The organism is Janthinobacterium rivuli (assembly GCF_009208735.1).
GTDB lineage: Bacteria > Pseudomonadota > Gammaproteobacteria > Burkholderiales > Burkholderiaceae_D > Janthinobacterium.
In genome coordinates this window covers 1-16,804 of sequence record NZ_WFLJ01000027.1, presented here as the reverse complement: position 1 = coordinate 16,804, position 16,804 = coordinate 1, and the positions used below count along the sequence as shown (strand labels likewise).

Sequence of the window (16,804 nt, the reverse complement as noted above, 5' to 3'; positions counted from 1 at the left end):
ACTGTACCTTCGTACAGTTGCGCTTCTCGACCACAACTTCCTTCCGCTCGCTACGGTTTTATTAGGCGTTGTAAGCCTCCGTTCATTCCCTTCCTTACAAAGGACATTGCGCATGAAGCATCGTTTTGCCGCCGGCACCCTCGGCACCCTGGCCATCTCCCTCTTGCTCGCCTACGCGCCCATGGCGCAAGCGGCCCAGCCCGCAGCCAAAGCCGCAGCCCCGGCCGTCAGCGCGCCGCAAGCCAAGCAGCGATTGCAGGTCGTGGCCGATCAGTACTACGATGCGCTGGCCCGTTTCGAGCCGATCAACGCCACCGAGAGCGGCGACAACCGTTTTGACGACCAGCTCGGTTCAGCCATCGTGCCCGCCGCGCGCGTAAAACAGTTCGCCCTGTACCGCCAGTACCAGAAGAGCCTGCGCGCCATCGCCCGCGCGCAGCTGTCGCACCAGGACCAGATCAACTACGATATCCTCGACTATGAACTGGCGACAGCGCTGAGCTTCGAGCGCTTCCCCGAATACCTGCTGCCCTTGAACCAGATGGACAGCATGCCCGTCATCCTGGCCAACTATGCGGGCGGCGAGGCATCGCAGCCGTTGACCACGGTCAAGGAGTATGACGCTTACCTGAGCCGTATCGGCCAGCTGCCGGGCTGGATAGACCAGGCCATCGCCAACATGCGCGTCGGCATGCAAAAAGGCATCGTGCTGCCGAAGGCGCTGACGGAATCGGCCCTGCCGCAATTCAAGAAACTCGTCAGCGCCACGCCGCAGGACAGCGTCTATTACACGCCCATCAAGAATTTGCCGGCCAGCTTTTCCGCCGCCGACAAGGCGCGCCTGACGCAAACGTACACCGTCATCATCGAAGCCAAGCTGATGCCAGCGCTGCAGCGCCTGTCCACCTTCATGGAACGCGATTACCTGCCGGCCAGCCGCACCAGCAGCGGCTGGAGCGCCCTGCCCGACGGCGCCAGCTGGTACCAGGCGCGCGTGGCCAGCAGCACCACCACGGATTTGCAACCGGAGCAGATCCACGCCATCGGCTTGAAGGAAGTGGCGCGCATCCAGGAACAGTACGCGATCGTCGGTCCGAAGATGGGCTACAACGGCCCGGCCGCCGGCTTGCCCGTGTGGGTCTCGCAGCAGGCGAAATTCCGCCCGTTCAAGACGGAGCAGGAAGTGCTCGACGTCTACCGCAAGCTGAACGTACTGCTGGACAGCAAATTGCCCGCCCTGTTCACTCTGGTGCCGAAGGCGCCGCTGGACTTGCGCCTGGAACCTGAACTGAGCCGCGACACGGCCGCCGACCACTACACGGCGCCGGCCGCCGACGGTTCGCGCCCGGGCGTGTTCTGGTCCGTCGTCACGGATCCGAAACAGTATGGCGACACGGGTATGACCACCTTGTTCCTGCACGAAGGCAAGCCTGGCCACCATTTCCACCTGGCGCTGGTGCAAGAGATGGACTTGCCGAACTTCCGCCGTTTCGGCGGCAACAATGCCTTTACGGAAGGCTGGGCCCTGTATGCGGAAACGCTGGGCAAGGAAATGGGCCTGTTCGACGATCCGGCCCAGTATTTCGGCCACCTGAACGACGAAATGCTGCGCGCCGTGCGCCTGGTGGTCGACACGGGCTTGCACACCAAGGGCTGGACGCGCGAGCAGACGATCAAGTACATGCGCGACACCCTCGGCTATGACGCCGTGGCGAAAAGCGAAACGGAACGCTACATGGCCTGGCCGGGCCAGGCGCTGGGCTACAAGATCGGTTCGCTGAAGATCGTCGAACTGCGCCAGCGCGCGCAGCAGGCATTGGGAGACAAGTTCAGCCTGCCGAAGTTCCACGAAGTGGTGCTCAGCGACGGCACCCTGCCGCTGAAACTGCTGGAAGCCAAGGTCGACCGGTGGATCGCGCAACAGAAGTAAGACGCGGCGCCTGAAGGCACAACGGCAGCACCTTGATGGCGCTGCCGTTTTTTTTCGCCCGAGCGTTCGAGACTACACCAGCAGCGCCGCACTCATCGAGCGCACTTCCTCGTTTGACTCGGCCAGGATGCTTTGCAAGGTCTCGTTATCGATGATGAAATCGATGACGGAATCGGAGGGGGTGAGCATTTCCACGTACGTCACCTGCAACGGCGACGGCACGGGCGACAGTTGCTTGGCCAACAATAAGGTGTCGAGCAGGGAGTCGGGCGGGATCGATAGCAAGCCGTCGCGCAAGCCTTCGATGGCGTCGCTCACGGCCAGCGGGATCAGCAGCTTCTTCATGACTTCGCGGGAAATGATCTCTTCGGCGGACTCCATCCAGTGATCCGTATCGTCGTCGAGCAGGCCGGGAAATTCATCGGCACGCGACAACAGGTAAAAGCCGCCCACCTCATGCACGATGCCGGCGAACAACGCCGTGTCGGCATCGACGTGCGTGACGCGGCGGGCGAGCACGTGCGCCAGCGCCGCCACGTGCGCCGTGTGCTCCCATAGCTGGGTCGCCTTCAGGCGCAGGACGGGGTCGACGATCTTGCTGCCGAACTGGCGCACCACCATGGCCGCCACCAGCGCATACAGATTGCGGTAACCCATGCGCATGACGGCGGCGCGCACGCTGGTCACGGGCGCCGCATCGCCGCGGCTGTACACGGCCGAATTGGCCAAGGCCACGGTGCGCGCCGCCAGCAGCGGTTCGCCCAGGACCAGCTTGATCGCATGGTCGATATGGCAATCCGGTTCAGCCAGGGCCAATTGCAATTGCAGTGCGGAATTAACACTCGTGGGAAACGTCAATTCTCCGCGCACTGCCTGTGAAACAATTAAACCGAAAGCCTGTAGTTTATTCATCATACGATCAATCCGCCTCAGATATTTTTCTAGCCAACAATTTCATACGTCAGAAATTGAATGCCAGGCCCGGCCTTTATAATACGGATGGCATGTCATTCGCTTGTATTGAAGAATCCGATAATGCCGGCGCATGCAATAGCGCTTCATCGCCGATGACAAACAATTTCGGCTGCTGTAATACCTGCAGCAAAAATGGCTGGCCTTCACGCAGGCGTCGGCGATAATCGGCCAGCGTATATAAGTTGGGATTGATTTTACGCCTCAAGGTTCGCTCGGCGGGGGCTAATCTTGTCAACAGATCGCCATAATTGGCTTCTTCCCCTACCAGCAACAAATCGATGGCGCTGCCTGGCATGTCCTGTCCCTTCGCCGTGGCACCCGACACGAATGCCAGGTGCAACTGGGCACGCAAGGGCGCCAGGGTCGCGCTGAGCACGCCGACAATGCCGAAGGTTTTCTGCACCAGTCCGCTCAATTCCGGATACACGAGGCTTTCCTTGTTGGGCCAGAAGCGCCGCACATTGCCGATCCGCTCCGATGTGATCAATCCGGAATCATGCAGGCGACGCAGTTCCCGCTGCGCCGACGCGCTGCCCAGGCCCGTCAGGCGCATGATCTCGTTCAAGTGAAAACCTTCATTCACGCGGACAAACAGCAATCCCAGCAGTTTCTGCTGAGCGGGAGTAAACAGGGCTTGGGCAATCATGCGCCAGATATTAGCATGAGTACGCCGGAAATTGGCGTGGCACGCGTGCTTTGCACCGCTACAACAGAGTGTGGCCGCTTGACGGCATCGTGCATATTTCTGGGGCAACTCACGGTGGACGGCTATTTTCATGACGAGGCCGCCGTCTATGTGTTTTACGATACAAGCAAGAACGAATGCCGATCGATACTGCAGACTTGCTGACGCCATGGAGCCATGGATGCTGCTTTCTGTTTGCATGCGCGCTGGAAGGCCGTAGTAACGGACATAAAAAAACGGCACCAGGATATTTCTCCCTGGTGCCGTTCTGATCAGCTAACAGCGCCTTGAACATATTAAATAAATTAAATAATGAACGAATGACCGGCAAATGCATACGCAATAACTTTTTCAGATTAACTGGAATTTTTATAAATTATATGACTTCGGTAGTTTCACCGGCCAGGGTGGCTTTATCGGCCGGCAGCAGCTCTTGACGCTCTTCCACTTCCCACGCTTGTTTCTCTTTGCGTGCACGGTGGAAGGCCGCAGCAGCGGGCATAAAAAAAGGCACCCGAAGGTGCCTTTTTTAAATCAGCTAGCAGCGCAGATTACGCTTCGTCGCCGTGGTGTTGCTGGGTTTCGATGTCTTGCAGCGCTTCGGCAGCTTCGCCAGCCATCGAGGCTTTCTCGGCCAGCAGCAGCGCTTGACGCTCTTCCACTTCCCACGCTTCTTTCTCTTTGCGTGCGCGGTGGAAGGCCAGGCCCGTACCGCCAGGAATCAGACGGCCGACGATGACGTTCTCTTTCAGGCCGCGCAGACCATCGCGCTTGCCCATGATCGCCGCTTCGGTCAGCACGCGGGTGGTTTCCTGGAACGATGCGGCCGAGATGAACGAATCGGTCGACAGCGATGCCTTGGTAATACCCAACAAGACGTTTTCGTAGGTCGCTGGAATCTTGTTCTCAACGGCCATGCGATCGTTCTCGTCCAGCAGTTCCGAACGCTCCACCTGCTCGCCAACGATGTAGTTGGTGTCGCCGGCATTGACGATCTGCACGCGGCGCAGCATCTGACGCACGATCACTTCGATGTGCTTGTCATTGATCTTCACGCCTTGCAGACGGTACACGTCTTGCACTTCGTCGACGATGTAACGTGCCAGCGCTTCGATACCCAGCAGACGCAGGATGTCTTGCGGATCGGCCGGGCCGTCCACGATCATCTCGCCCTTGTTCACGACTTGGCCGTCATGCACCAGCACTTGTTTGTCCTTGGTGATCAAGAACTCATGCTTGTTGCCGTCCATGTCCGTGATTTCCAGACGCTGCTTGCCCTTGGTTTCTTTACCGAACGCAACCGTACCCGTGACTTCCGCCAGCATACCGGCATCTTTCGGCGAGCGTGCTTCGAACAGTTCCGCAACGCGTGGCAGACCACCGGTAATATCGCGCGTTTTTTGCGATTCGGTCGGGATACGTGCCAGCACTTCACCCACCGATACCTGTTGACCGTCCTTGACCATGATCAGCGCGCCGACCTGGAAGCCGATCGCCACCGAGTGTTCGGTGCCGGCGATCTTGACTTCTTCGTTCGCGTCGTTGATCAGCTTGACTTGCGGACGCAACGTTTTCGTCAGCGAACCGCGACGTTTCGCATCGATCGCCACCAGGGTGGACAGACCGGTCACTTCGTCGACCTGACGGGCTACGGTGACGCCTTCTTCGACGTTCTCGAAACGCACTTGACCGGCGTATTCGGTAATGATCGGACGGGTCAGCGGATCCCACGTTGCCAGGGCCGTACCGGCCTTGATGACCATGCCGTCCTTGACGATCAGGGTCGCACCGTACGGTACTTTATGACGCTCACGCTCACGGCCATGGTCGTCGGTGATCAGCACTTCGCCGGAACGGGAAATGACGATTTGCGCGCCCTTGCCGTTCGTCACGTAACGCATGGTTGCCGTGAAGCGGATGGTACCGTTCGATTTGGCTTCGACCGACGATGCCACTGCCGCACGCGATGCCGCACCACCAATGTGGAACGTACGCATGGTCAGCTGGGTACCCGGCTCACCAATCGACTGCGCTGCCACCACACCGACGGCTTCGCCGGCGTTGACCAGCATGCCGCGGCCCAGATCGCGGCCATAGCACTTGGCGCACAGGCCGAAGCGCGTGTCGCAAGTCAGTGGCGTGCGAACCTTGACTTCATCGATGGACAGACGCTCGATCTCTTCGACCATGTCTTCGTCCATCAGGGTGCCGGCTTCGTACAGCGTTTCCTGGGTTTCAGGATTGACGACGTCATGCACCACCACGCGGCCGAGGATACGGTCACGCAACGGTTCGATGACTTCACCACCTTCGACCAGTGCCTTCATGACGGCGCCGTTCATGGTGCCGCAATCGTCCTCGATCACCACCAAGTCTTGCGTCACGTCAACCAGACGACGCGTCAGGTAACCGGAGTTAGCCGTTTTCAGCGCCGTATCGGCCAGACCTTTACGCGCGCCGTGGGTCGAAATGAAGTACTGCAAAACGTTCAGACCTTCGCGGAAGTTCGCGGTAATCGGCGTTTCGATAATCGAGCCATCCGGTTTGGCCATCAGACCACGCATACCGGCCAACTGGCGAATCTGGGCTGCGGAACCGCGCGCGCCGGAGTCGGCCATCATGTAAATGGCGTTGAACGATTCTTGCGTCGACTTGGTGCCGTCGCGGCGGATCACGTCTTCGACTTTGAGCTGGTCCATCATGGCCTTGCCGACTTCATCCGAGGTTTTGCCCCAGATATCGACTACCTTGTTGTAACGCTCGCCGGCGGTCACGAGACCCGAGGCGTATTGCTGTTCGATCTGCTTGACTTCCGATTCGGCCGTCGCGATCAGGGTCACTTTTTGAGGCGGTACCAGCATGTCGTCGACGCAGATCGAGATACCGGCGCGTGTCGCCAGGCGGAAACCCGATTGCATCAGTTTGTCTGCGAACACCACGGTGGCGCGCAGGCCGCACTTGCGGAACGACGTGTTGATCAGCTTGGAAATTTCTTTCTTTTTCAGCGCGCGGTTCAGGACGGAGAACGGCAAGCCTTTTGGCAGAATTTCCGACAGGATCGCACGGCCGATCGTCGTTTCGTAGCGGGTTACCGTTTTCTCGAATTCGCCCGTTTCGGCGTTTTTCGGGTATTCGGTAATACGCACGGTGACGCGGGTCGTCAGTTCGACTTCCTTGTTGTCGTAGGCGCGGATCACTTCCGACACGTCAGGGAACATCATCCCTTCGTTCTTCGCATTGATCGCTTCGCGGGTCGCGTAGTACAGACCCAACACGATATCCTGCGATGGCACGATCGACGGTTCGCCGTTCGATGGGAACAGGATGTTGTTCGATGCCAGCATCAGGGTGCGTGCTTCCATCTGCGCTTCGATCGACAGAGGAACGTGGACCGCCATTTGGTCGCCGTCAAAGTCGGCGTTGAATGCGGCGCAGACGAGCGGGTGCAACTGGATGGCCTTGCCTTCAATCAGGACTGGCTCGAACGCCTGGATACCCAGACGGTGCAAGGTCGGGGCGCGGTTCAACATGATCGGATGTTCACGGATCACGTCTTCCAGGATGTCCCACACGACCGGCTCTTGAATCTCGACCAGCTTCTTCGCCGCCTTGATCGTGGTCGCCAGACCCATCAGTTCCAGTTTATTGAAAATGAATGGCTTGAACAGTTCCAGCGCCATCAGTTTCGGCAAGCCGCACTGATGCAGTTTCAATTGCGGGCCCACGACGATGACCGAACGACCGGAGTAATCGACGCGTTTGCCCAGCAAGTTTTGACGGAAACGGCCGCCCTTGCCCTTGATCATCTCTGCCAGCGACTTCAGCGGACGCTTGTTGGCGCCGGTCATCGCTTTGCCGCGACGGCCGTTGTCCAGCAGCGAATCGACCGCTTCTTGCAGCATGCGCTTTTCGTTGCGCGTGATGATCTCTGGAGCGCGCAGCTCCATCAGGCGTTTCAGACGGTTGTTACGGTTGATGACGCGGCGATACAGATCGTTCAGATCCGAGGTCGCGAAACGGCCACCGTCCAGCGGTACCAGCGGACGCAGTTCCGGCGGCAGCACCGGCAGCACTTCCATGATCATCCAGTCAGGCTTGATGCCCGAACGTTGGAACGCTTCCAGCACTTTCAGGCGCTTGGCGTATTTCTTGATCTTGGCTTCGGATTTCGATTCCTTCAGTTCCACGCGCAGGGTTTCGGCATCGCGGTGGATGTCGATCGAGCGCAGCAGTTCACGGATACCTTCGGCGCCCATGAAGGCGGTGAAGTCGTCGCCGTACTCTTCGTACTTGGCGGCGTAGTCGTCTTCCGACATGATCTGGCATTTTTTCAGCGGGGTCATGCCTGGATCGGTCACGACGTATGCTTCAAAGTACAGCACGCGTTCGATGTCCCGCAGGGTCATGTCCAGGACCATGCCCAGACGCGACGGCAGCGACTTCAGGAACCAGATGTGCGCGGTCGGCGAGGCCAGCTCGATGTGGCCCATGCGCTCGCGGCGCACCTTGGCCAGCGTGACTTCGACGCCGCACTTTTCGCAGATCACGCCGCGGTGTTTCAGGCGCTTGTACTTGCCGCACAGGCATTCGTAATCCTTGATCGGGCCAAAGATCTTGGCGCAGAACAGGCCGTCGCGCTCAGGCTTGAAGGTACGGTAGTTGATGGTTTCCGGCTTCTTGACTTCGCCGTAGGACCACGAACGGATTTTCTCAGGCGAAGCGAGACCGATCTTGATTGCATCGAAGGTCTCGTTGGTCTGTACTTGCTTGAATAGATCGAGCAGTGCTTTCATGTATCACTCCAGAGGTGATTAAATTTCTATATTCCTGAGACTACATTGCCCGGCATGGTTTCCCAGCCGGGCTTTGTGTTTCCCAAACCAAATGACGCTTATTGGGTCAATAAGCCTGTCGTTTAGTTGCGTTCGAGGTCGATATCGATACCCAGCGAACGGATTTCCTTGACTAGCACGTTGAACGATTCCGGCATGCCGGCGTCGATCACGTGATCGCCCTTGACGAGGTTCTCGTACACTTTGGTACGGCCATTCACGTCATCGGACTTGACGGTCAACATCTCTTGCAAGACATACGACGCGCCATACGCTTCCAGTGCCCAGACTTCCATCTCACCGAAACGCTGACCACCGAACTGGGCTTTACCGCCCAGTGGCTGTTGCGTCACCAGCGAGTAAGGACCGGTCGAACGCGCATGCATCTTGTCATCGACCAAGTGATGCAGTTTCAGCATGTGCATGACGCCGACAGTGACCTTGCGCTCGAACGCTTCACCGGTGCGACCGTCATACATGGTCACCTGGTTTTTCGAAGCGGTCATGCCCAGGTTCTTGGCGATGTCGTCCGGATACGCCAGGTCCAGCATGCGGCGGATCTCTTCTTCATTGGCGCCGTCGAACACTGGCGTGGCGAATGGAACACCTTTTTTCAGGTTTTCCGCCAGCTTCATGATCTCTTCGTCGTCGAAGTTATCCAGCTCTTCGGCACGGCCGTTGTCGTTGTAGATCGTCGTCAGGTACTTGCGCACTTGCTCGACCTTGGTTTGCGCCTTCAGCATTTCGCCGATGCGGATACCCAGACCCTTGGCAGCCCAGCCCAAGTGGGTCTCGAGAATCTGACCAACGTTCATCCGCGAAGGAACGCCCAGCGGGTTCAGCACAACGTCGGCTGGCGTGCCGTCGGCCATGTATGGCATGTCTTCCACAGGAACAATACGGGAAACCACACCCTTGTTACCGTGGCGACCTGCCATCTTGTCGCCCGACTGCAGGCGGCGTTTCACAGCCAGGTACACCTTGACCATTTTTTGCACGCCTGGTTGCAGCTCATCGCCTTGCGTCAGTTTCTTGCGCTTCTCTTCGAAGGCCAGATCGAACTGGTGACGCTTCTCGTTGATCGATTCCTTGATCGCTTCCAGCGCTACCGCTGCATCGTCGTCCGCAGGGCGGATGTCGAACCAGTGGTATTTGTCCAGATCGGCCAGGTATTCCTTGGTGATCTTGGCGCCTTTGGCCAGCTTTTTAGGGCCACCGTTGACAACTTTGCCGATCAGCATTTTTTCCAGACGCTGGAAGGCATCGCCTTCCACGATACGCATCTGGTCATTCAGATCCAGACGGAAGCGTTTCAGTTCGTCATCGATAATTTGCTGGGCGCGTTTGTCGCGCACGATGCCTTCACGGGTGAAGACTTGCACGTCGATCACGGTACCGATCATGCCCGAAGGCACGCGCAGCGACGTGTCTTTCACGTCCGAAGCTTTTTCGCCGAAGATCGCGCGCAGCAGCTTCTCTTCCGGGGTCAGCTGGGTTTCGCCTTTTGGCGTCACTTTACCGACCAGGGTGTCGCCCGCTTGCACTTCCGCGCCGATGTAGACGATACCGGACTCATCCAGACGAGCCAGCTGATTTTCAGCCAGGTTCGAGATGTCGCGGGTGATTTCTTCCGCGCCCAGTTTCGTGTCACGGGCCACCACCGACAACTCTTCGATGTGAATCGAGGTGTAGCGGTCGTCCTTGACGACGTTTTCCGAGATCAGGATCGAATCTTCGAAGTTCAGACCATTCCATGGCATGAAGGCCACGGTCATGTTCTGGCCCAGCGCCAATTCACCCAGGTCGGTCGATGCGCCGTCGGCGATCACGTCGCGCTTGGCAACACGGTCGCCCACTTGCACGATAGGACGCTGGTTGATGTTGGTGTTCTGGTTCGAACGGGTGTACTTGATCAGGTTGTAGATGTCGACGCCCACTTCACCAGCTTGCGCTTCGTCATCGTTCACACGAATCACGACGCGGCCCGCATCGATGTAATCGACGATACCGCCACGCAGCGCTTGCACGGTGGTGCCCGAGTCGACCGCAACGGTGCGTTCGATACCGGTACCGACCAGCGCTTTTTCCGGACGCAAGCAAGGCACAGCCTGGCGTTGCATGTTGGCGCCCATCAATGCACGGTTCGCATCATCGTGTTCGAGGAACGGAATCAGCGAGGCAGCGACGGAAACGATCTGGCCTGGCGCCACGTCCATGTACTGGATGCGCTCTGGCGAGACCAGGATGGTTTCGCCGGCTTCACGGGCCGAGACCAGTTCATCGGACAGCATGCCTTCGTCGTTGATGGTCGCATTCGCCTGAGCGATGATGTAGCGGCCTTCTTCGATGGCGGACAGGTAGTCGATCTGATCGGTAATCTTGGAGCCTTCGACCTTGCGGTACGGGGTTTCCAGGAAGCCATATTCATTCAGGCGGGCATACAGAGCCAGCGAGTTGATCAGACCAATGTTCGGACCTTCCGGTGTCTCGATCGGGCAGACGCGGCCGTAGTGGGTCGGATGCACGTCGCGCACTTCAAAGCCGGCGCGTTCGCGTGTCAGACCGCCGGGTCCCAGAGCCGATACGCGGCGCTTGTGGGTAATTTCCGACAGAGGATTGGTTTGGTCCATGAACTGCGACAGCTGGGACGAACCGAAGAACTCGCGAATCGCGGCCGAAATCGGCTTCGAGTTGATCAGGTCGTGCGGCATCAGGTTGTCCGCTTCGGCTTGGCCGAGGCGTTCCTTGACGGCGCGCTCAACACGCACCAGGCCGGCGCGGAATTGATTCTCGGCCAGTTCGCCCACGCAACGTACGCGACGGTTACCCAGGTGATCGATATCGTCGACTTCGCCGCGGCCATTGCGCAGTTCCACCAGGATCTTGATCACGGCCAGCACGTCTTCGTTCGACAGGGTCATGGCGCCGGTCAGTTCATCGCGGCCAATGCGGCGGTTGAACTTCATGCGGCCCACGGCCGACAGGTCGTAGCGGTCCGAGTTGTAGAACAGGCCATTGAACAGCGCTTCAACGGAGTCTTCCGTTGGCGGTTCGCCTGGACGCATCATGCGGTAGATCGCCACTTTCGCCGCCATCTGGTCGGCGGTGTCGTCGATACGCAGGGTTTGCGAGATGTAGGCGCCCTGATCCAGGTCGTTGGTGTACAAGGTCTGGATTTCGGAAATGTTGGCATCGCGCAAGCGACCCAACAGGTCTTCGGTCAGCTCATCGTTCGCGGAAGCGACGACTTCACCGGTGTCGCCATCGACGATGTTCTTCGCCAATACGCGGCCCAGCAGGTAGTCTTCCGGTACGGAAATGTGCTTGATGCCGGCAGCTTCGATATCACGCACGTGTTTGGCGTTGATACGCTTGTCTTTCAGCACCAGGGTCTTGCCCGACTTGTCGACGATGTCGAAACGCGCCACTTCGCCGCGCAGACGCTCGGAGACGAATTCCATTTCCGCGCCTTCGGAGCGCAGGTTGAAATTGTCGAAGACGAAGAAGTTCGCCAGGATTTGCTCGTGCGACATGCCGATGGCTTTGAGCAAGATCGTGACGGGCATCTTGCGGCGGCGGTCGACGCGGAAGAACAGGATGTCTTTCGGGTCGAACTCGAAGTCCAGCCACGAACCGCGGTAAGGAATGATACGCGCGGAGAACAGCAGTTTACCGGACGAGTGAGTCTTGCCGCGGTCGTGCTCGAAGAACACGCCAGGCGAACGGTGCAGCTGGGAAACGATCACCCGCTCCGTGCCGTTGATCACGAACGAACCGGTGGTCGTCATGAGCGGCAATTCGCCCATGTAGACTTCCTGTTCCTTCATCTCTTTGACGACGGGCTTGGTTGGCGATTCCTTGTCCAGGATCACCAGGCGCACTTTCGCGCGCAGCGGCGACGCGAACGTCAGGCCACGTTGTTGACATTCTTTGACGTCAAAGGCAGGATCGCCCAGAACGTACGACAAGAATTCGAGACGCGCAAAACCATTGTGCGACACGATAGGGAAAATCGAGGTGAAAGCCGACTGCAGGCCATCATTCTTGCGGCCGGACGGTGCTATGTCCTCTTGCAAGAAGCTATGATAAGACTCGAGCTGGGTCGCCAGCAGGAACGGAACGTGGTGAACGTTGGCGCGCTTCGCGAATGATTTGCGAATGCGTTTCTTCTCAGTAAATGAGTAGTGCATGGACACTCCGTGAGTGACAGAAAGGATAGAAAATTCAGGTTTTGCAAGTGTTCGTTTGCACCGCTGCGTGTGACACAGACGAAACCTCAAGGCTCTGCTTTCCGGCTTGAATCGAATAAAAACTGCTGCTACAACGACATGACAAATACGATGCAGACGACAAAGGAGCCAAAGTCGGATTCCCCCCCTTGCGAGGGGGAACCTCAGACTTTGACTCGGGCGCTAACTGCCGCCGGTACAGATATTACTTGATCGAAGCGGTTGCGCCGGCTTCTACCAGTTTCTTCTGTGCTGCTTCAGCGTCAGCTTTCGACACTGCTTCTTTCACAGTTTTTGGTGCGCCATCGACCAGGTCTTTAGCTTCTTTCAAGCCCAGGCCGGTGATTTCGCGAACTGCTTTAATAACGCCAACTTTGTTTGCGCCGAAGGTGTCAAGGATGACGTTGAATTCGGTTTGTTCTTCAGCAGCTGCTGCTGGGCCTGCTGCAGGACCGGCCGAAGCCATTGCTGCTGCGGACACGCCGAATTTTTCTTCGAATGCTTTAACCAGGTCGTTCAGGTCCATTACGGACATGGCGCTAACTGCTTCCAGGATATCGTCTTTGCTAATTGCCATTTTGAAACTCCTAAATTTATTACGTTAGTTACATCAGATTGGTACTGAGAGAAAAAAGCGCGCGCAATTAAGCGGCTGCTGGGGCTTCTTCTGCTGCTGCTTCTGCAGGAGCTTCGGCGCCTTCGCCTTTTTTCGCTGCCAGGGCAGCCAGACCACGTGCAAAGCCCGAAACCGGAGCCAGCATAACGCCCAACAACTGCGAAATGAGGACTTCACGGCTAGGAATGCTCGCCAACGCGGTGACAGCAGCTGTATCCAGCGGCTTGCCTGCGTAGTTACCTGCTTTGATGACCAGTTTGTCGTTGGTTTTAGCGAAGTCAGCGATGACTTTAGCTGCTGCAACGGCATCGGCCGAGATCGAGTAGATCAACGGGCCGGTCATGGCATCTGCCAGGCTGGCGAATGCGGTACCTTCAACGGAGCGACGAGCCAGAGTGTTTTTCAACACACGCAGGTACACGCCTTGGGCACGCGCTTTAGCACGCAGTTGCGTCAAGTGACCAACCTGGATGCCACGATATTCGGCCACGACGATCGTTTGCGCATTTGCTACTTGTGCGGAAACTTCGGCGACGACGGCCTTTTTGTCATTCAGATTGAGACTCACGGTCAACCTCCTTAAATGATGTTCGGCAATCACAACCGAGTGGTTGAGCGCCTTGCATCGGTTCGAACACGGCGTCCGAAGTCAAGAAGTACTAAACTGAGCGGATGGATTCACGCAGCATGAGGACTACAAAACTTGTTCGGGTACACCATCTGCGTTGGGCACTTGCCGTTGCCGGCAAGCCTATTAACCTTCTGCATGTGCGATCGCAGTCGGCCCAACGGTCTTTGATTGTCTGCCGGCCTGGTGCGAACACCGGACCGACAGCCCAAAGATGCGCCCGCAGCGCCCGAAGGCGCCACAGGACTTGATTCTTTACTTAAGCTGCCAGGCTAGCCTGGTCAACACGGACGCCAGCGCCCATGGTCGACGACAGCGAAACTTTGCGCAGGTACACGCCTTTGCTCGATGCTGGCTTGGCTTTGTTCAGTGCGTCGATCAGTGCGACCAGATTCGACTTCAGATCTGCGTCAGCGAACGATTTACGGCCGATGGTAGCGTGGATGATACCGGATTTGTCGGTACGGTACTGAACTTGACCGGCTTTCGCGTTTTTCACGGCGGTAGCGACGTCAGGAGTAACAGTGCCAACTTTCGGGTTAGGCATCATGCCGCGTGGGCCCAGGATCTGACCCAGGGTACCAACGATACGCATGGTATCTGGCGAAGCGATGACGATGTCGAAAGGCATGTCGCCGGCTTTGATCTGCTCAGCCAGGTCTTCCATACCAACGATGTCGGCGCCAGCTGCTTTGGCAGCTTCCGCTTTTTCGCCCGACGCGAATACTGCCACGCGTACGGTTTTGCCGGTACCAGCTGGCAGCACGACGGAGCCGCGCACCACTTGGTCGGATTTCTTAGGATCAACACCCAGTTGTACCGATACGTCGATCGATTCATTGAACTTGGCCGTTGCGCACTCTTTGATCAGAGCGACAGCGTTGTCGAAAGCGTACACTTTGGTACGGTCGACTTTGGCTTTCAAAGCCTTGATACGTTTGGATAACTTAGCCATTATACAACACCTTCCACCGTGATACCAATCGAACGAGCGGAACCAGCGATGGTGCGTACAGCAGCATCCATGTCGGCAGCGGTCAGATCAGGGGTTTTCAATTTAGCGATTTCTTCAGCTTGTGCGCGGGTCAGCGTACCGACTTTGTCGGTATGTGGCTTCGGCGAACCTTTGGTGATCGCAGCAGCTTTTTTGATCAGGTAGGTTGCTGGAGGCGTCTTCATCACGAAGGTGAAGGACTTGTCCGCAAACGCGGTGATCACGACTGGGATCGGCATGCCTGGTTCCATACCTTGGGTCTGCGCGTTGAACGCTTTGCAGAATTCCATGATGTTCAGACCGCGTTGACCCAGAGCTGGACCGATTGGTGGGGATGGGTTTGCTTTACCAGCTGGCACTTGCAGCTTGATAAAACCAATGATTTTCTTTGCCATGATGGCTCCTATCTTGGATTGAGTAGTAGCGCCCCGCCGATCCTACCCTGGCGGGGCTCCTCTGACCGGATTTCGCTGAGACTGCCGCGACGCTCCTGGTGGCGCTTGATAATACTTAGACTTTTTCGACCTGGCCGAATTCGAGTTCCACCGGAGTGGCGCGACCGAAAATGGTGACCGAGACGCGCACTTTGGATTTCTCGTAATTGACTTCTTCGACATTGCCGTTGAAATCGGTGAACGGACCATCCTTGATGCGGACTTGCTCGCCCACCTCGTACAAGGTTTTTGGACGGGGCTTCTCGACACCCTCTTGCATCTGCTTCATGATGCCGTCGATTTCGCGCGCGGAGATCGGCGTCGGCTTGTTCGACTTGCCACCAATGAAACCGGTAACCTTGCTGGTGTTCTTGACCAAGTGCCAGCTCTCGTCCGTCATTTCCATTTCAACCAGCACATAGCCAGGATAGAAACGACGTTCGGTGACGGACTTCACACCATTCTTGACTTCAACCACTTCTTCGATCGGCACCAGGATCTGGCCGAACTGGTCTTGCATGCCCGCGCGCTCGATGCGCTCGGTCAGTGCGCGCATGACGCTTTTTTCCATGCCGGAATAAGCATGCACGACATACCAGCGCTTGCTGCTGACTGGCACGCTCAGCGCTGCACCAGTGTCCGCTACCGGAGCGTCGCCCGGAACGGACTCGTCCGCCGCTTCATCATGCACATTTTCGCTCATTATTTTTTCCAACCCAGAATTACGTCATACAACAAAAACTCGAGCAATTTATCCGTGCCCCACAGGAAAATCGCCATGACCAGCACAAAGGCAAACACGATCGCAGTAATCTGCGTGGCTTCTTTGCGGGTAGGCCAAACGACTTTCTTGGTTTCGCGCACAGCTTCTTTGGCGAAATTGAGAAATTCACGGCCGGTCGTCGAGACATACAAGAGCGCAACAGCAATAACCAAACCAGCCACAAGCGCGCTTGCACGCACCAGAGCTGGTTGGCCTGCCAGGTAATAAAACCCGACTACTCCTGCAATCGCAGCCACTATTGCCAGCGCGACTTTTATCTTGTCACTCGACGTGCTAACGGTTTGCACGGATTGATTTGACATTTTTCTACTTTCGGTGCCCTGCACCTTGACGGTGGCAGGGACGGAGGGCATCGAACCCCCAACCTTCGGTTTTGGAGACCGACGCTCTGCCAATTGAGCTACGTCCCTACGTAAAACTTTCGAGGAGTGCTATTCTACCACCCAGGACGCCCCGGGTGGAAGCATAACATTTCCTTATGCGAGGATTTTTGCAACCACGCCGGCGCCGACGGTACGGCCGCCTTCGCGGATAGCGAAGCGCAGACCTTCTTCCATCGCGATCGGGTTAATCAGCTTGACGGTGATCGACACGTTATCGCCTGGCATGACCATTTCTTTGTCTGCTGGCAACTCGATCGAACCAGTCACGTCCGTCGTACGGAAGTAGAACTGTGGACGATAGTTGTTGAAGAATG

General features: G+C 57.3%; 12 protein-coding genes and 1 tRNA gene. 1 reads left to right on the top strand and 12 read right to left on the bottom strand.

Annotated features, from left to right (window positions below; translation table 11 throughout):
• Positions 1–112 precede the first annotated feature (112 nt).
• Entirely contained in the window at positions 113–1,930 is a 1,818-nt protein-coding gene (locus tag GCN78_RS27140; RefSeq protein ID WP_152254468.1) for a DUF885 domain-containing protein, read from the top strand.
• Between the two features lie 72 nt (positions 1,931–2,002).
• Here GCN78_RS27140 and GCN78_RS27135 read toward each other — a convergent pair whose 3' ends face one another.
• The 12 genes from GCN78_RS27135 to GCN78_RS27075 all read right to left on the bottom strand — a co-directional run.
• Positions 2,003–2,842 carry an HDOD domain-containing protein gene (locus GCN78_RS27135; protein ID WP_152254492.1) on the bottom strand — a complete coding sequence of 280 codons (840 nt, stop codon included), beginning with the start codon at positions 2,840–2,842 and terminating at the stop codon, positions 2,003–2,005.
• A 76-nt stretch (positions 2,843–2,918) separates the two neighbouring features.
• The gene (locus GCN78_RS27130; RefSeq protein ID WP_226939846.1) at positions 2,919–3,791 is read right to left on the bottom strand and encodes an ArsR family transcriptional regulator; all 873 of its coding nucleotides are present in this window, start codon (positions 3,789–3,791) and stop codon (positions 2,919–2,921) included.
• A gap of 350 nt (positions 3,792–4,141) precedes the next feature.
• Entirely contained in the window at positions 4,142–8,383 is a 4,242-nt protein-coding gene (rpoC, locus tag GCN78_RS27120) for a DNA-directed RNA polymerase subunit beta' (RefSeq protein ID WP_034753138.1), read from the bottom strand.
• A 122-nt stretch (positions 8,384–8,505) separates the two neighbouring features.
• Positions 8,506–12,612, bottom strand: a complete 4,107-nt coding sequence (gene rpoB, locus GCN78_RS27115) for a DNA-directed RNA polymerase subunit beta (protein WP_152254465.1) — start codon at positions 12,610–12,612, stop codon at positions 8,506–8,508.
• Between the two features lie 244 nt (positions 12,613–12,856).
• The gene (rplL, locus tag GCN78_RS27110; protein WP_034753136.1) at positions 12,857–13,228 is read right to left on the bottom strand and encodes a 50S ribosomal protein L7/L12; all 372 of its coding nucleotides are present in this window, start codon (positions 13,226–13,228) and stop codon (positions 12,857–12,859) included.
• Between the two features lie 67 nt (positions 13,229–13,295).
• A complete protein-coding gene (gene rplJ, locus GCN78_RS27105) occupies positions 13,296–13,835 on the bottom strand; it encodes a 50S ribosomal protein L10 (protein WP_034753621.1) in 540 nt (179 codons plus the stop codon).
• A 319-nt stretch (positions 13,836–14,154) separates the two neighbouring features.
• Positions 14,155–14,850 (bottom strand): 50S ribosomal protein L1, encoded by a 696-nt coding sequence (gene rplA / locus GCN78_RS27100; protein ID WP_034753134.1) that lies wholly within the window; start codon positions 14,848–14,850, stop codon positions 14,155–14,157.
• Complete coding sequence (gene rplK / locus GCN78_RS27095) at positions 14,850–15,284, bottom strand: 50S ribosomal protein L11 (protein ID WP_034783246.1); 435 nt, start codon at positions 15,282–15,284, stop codon at positions 14,850–14,852. Before rplK ends, rplA begins: the two co-directional genes overlap by 1 nt.
• A 115-nt stretch (positions 15,285–15,399) precedes the next feature.
• Positions 15,400–16,026, bottom strand: a complete 627-nt coding sequence (gene nusG, locus GCN78_RS27090; protein WP_034753130.1) for a transcription termination/antitermination protein NusG — start codon at positions 16,024–16,026, stop codon at positions 15,400–15,402.
• Entirely contained in the window at positions 16,026–16,409 is a 384-nt protein-coding gene (gene secE / locus GCN78_RS27085; protein WP_010394308.1) for a preprotein translocase subunit SecE, read from the bottom strand. The genes nusG and secE overlap by 1 nt, the downstream gene beginning before the upstream one ends.
• Before the next feature lie 32 nt (positions 16,410–16,441).
• Positions 16,442–16,517, bottom strand: a tRNA-Trp gene (locus tag GCN78_RS27080).
• A 66-nt stretch (positions 16,518–16,583) separates the two neighbouring features.
• The coding region (locus tag GCN78_RS27075) for an EF-Tu C-terminal domain-related protein (protein WP_461419038.1) at positions 16,584–16,804 on the bottom strand (221 nt) is incomplete at its 5' end.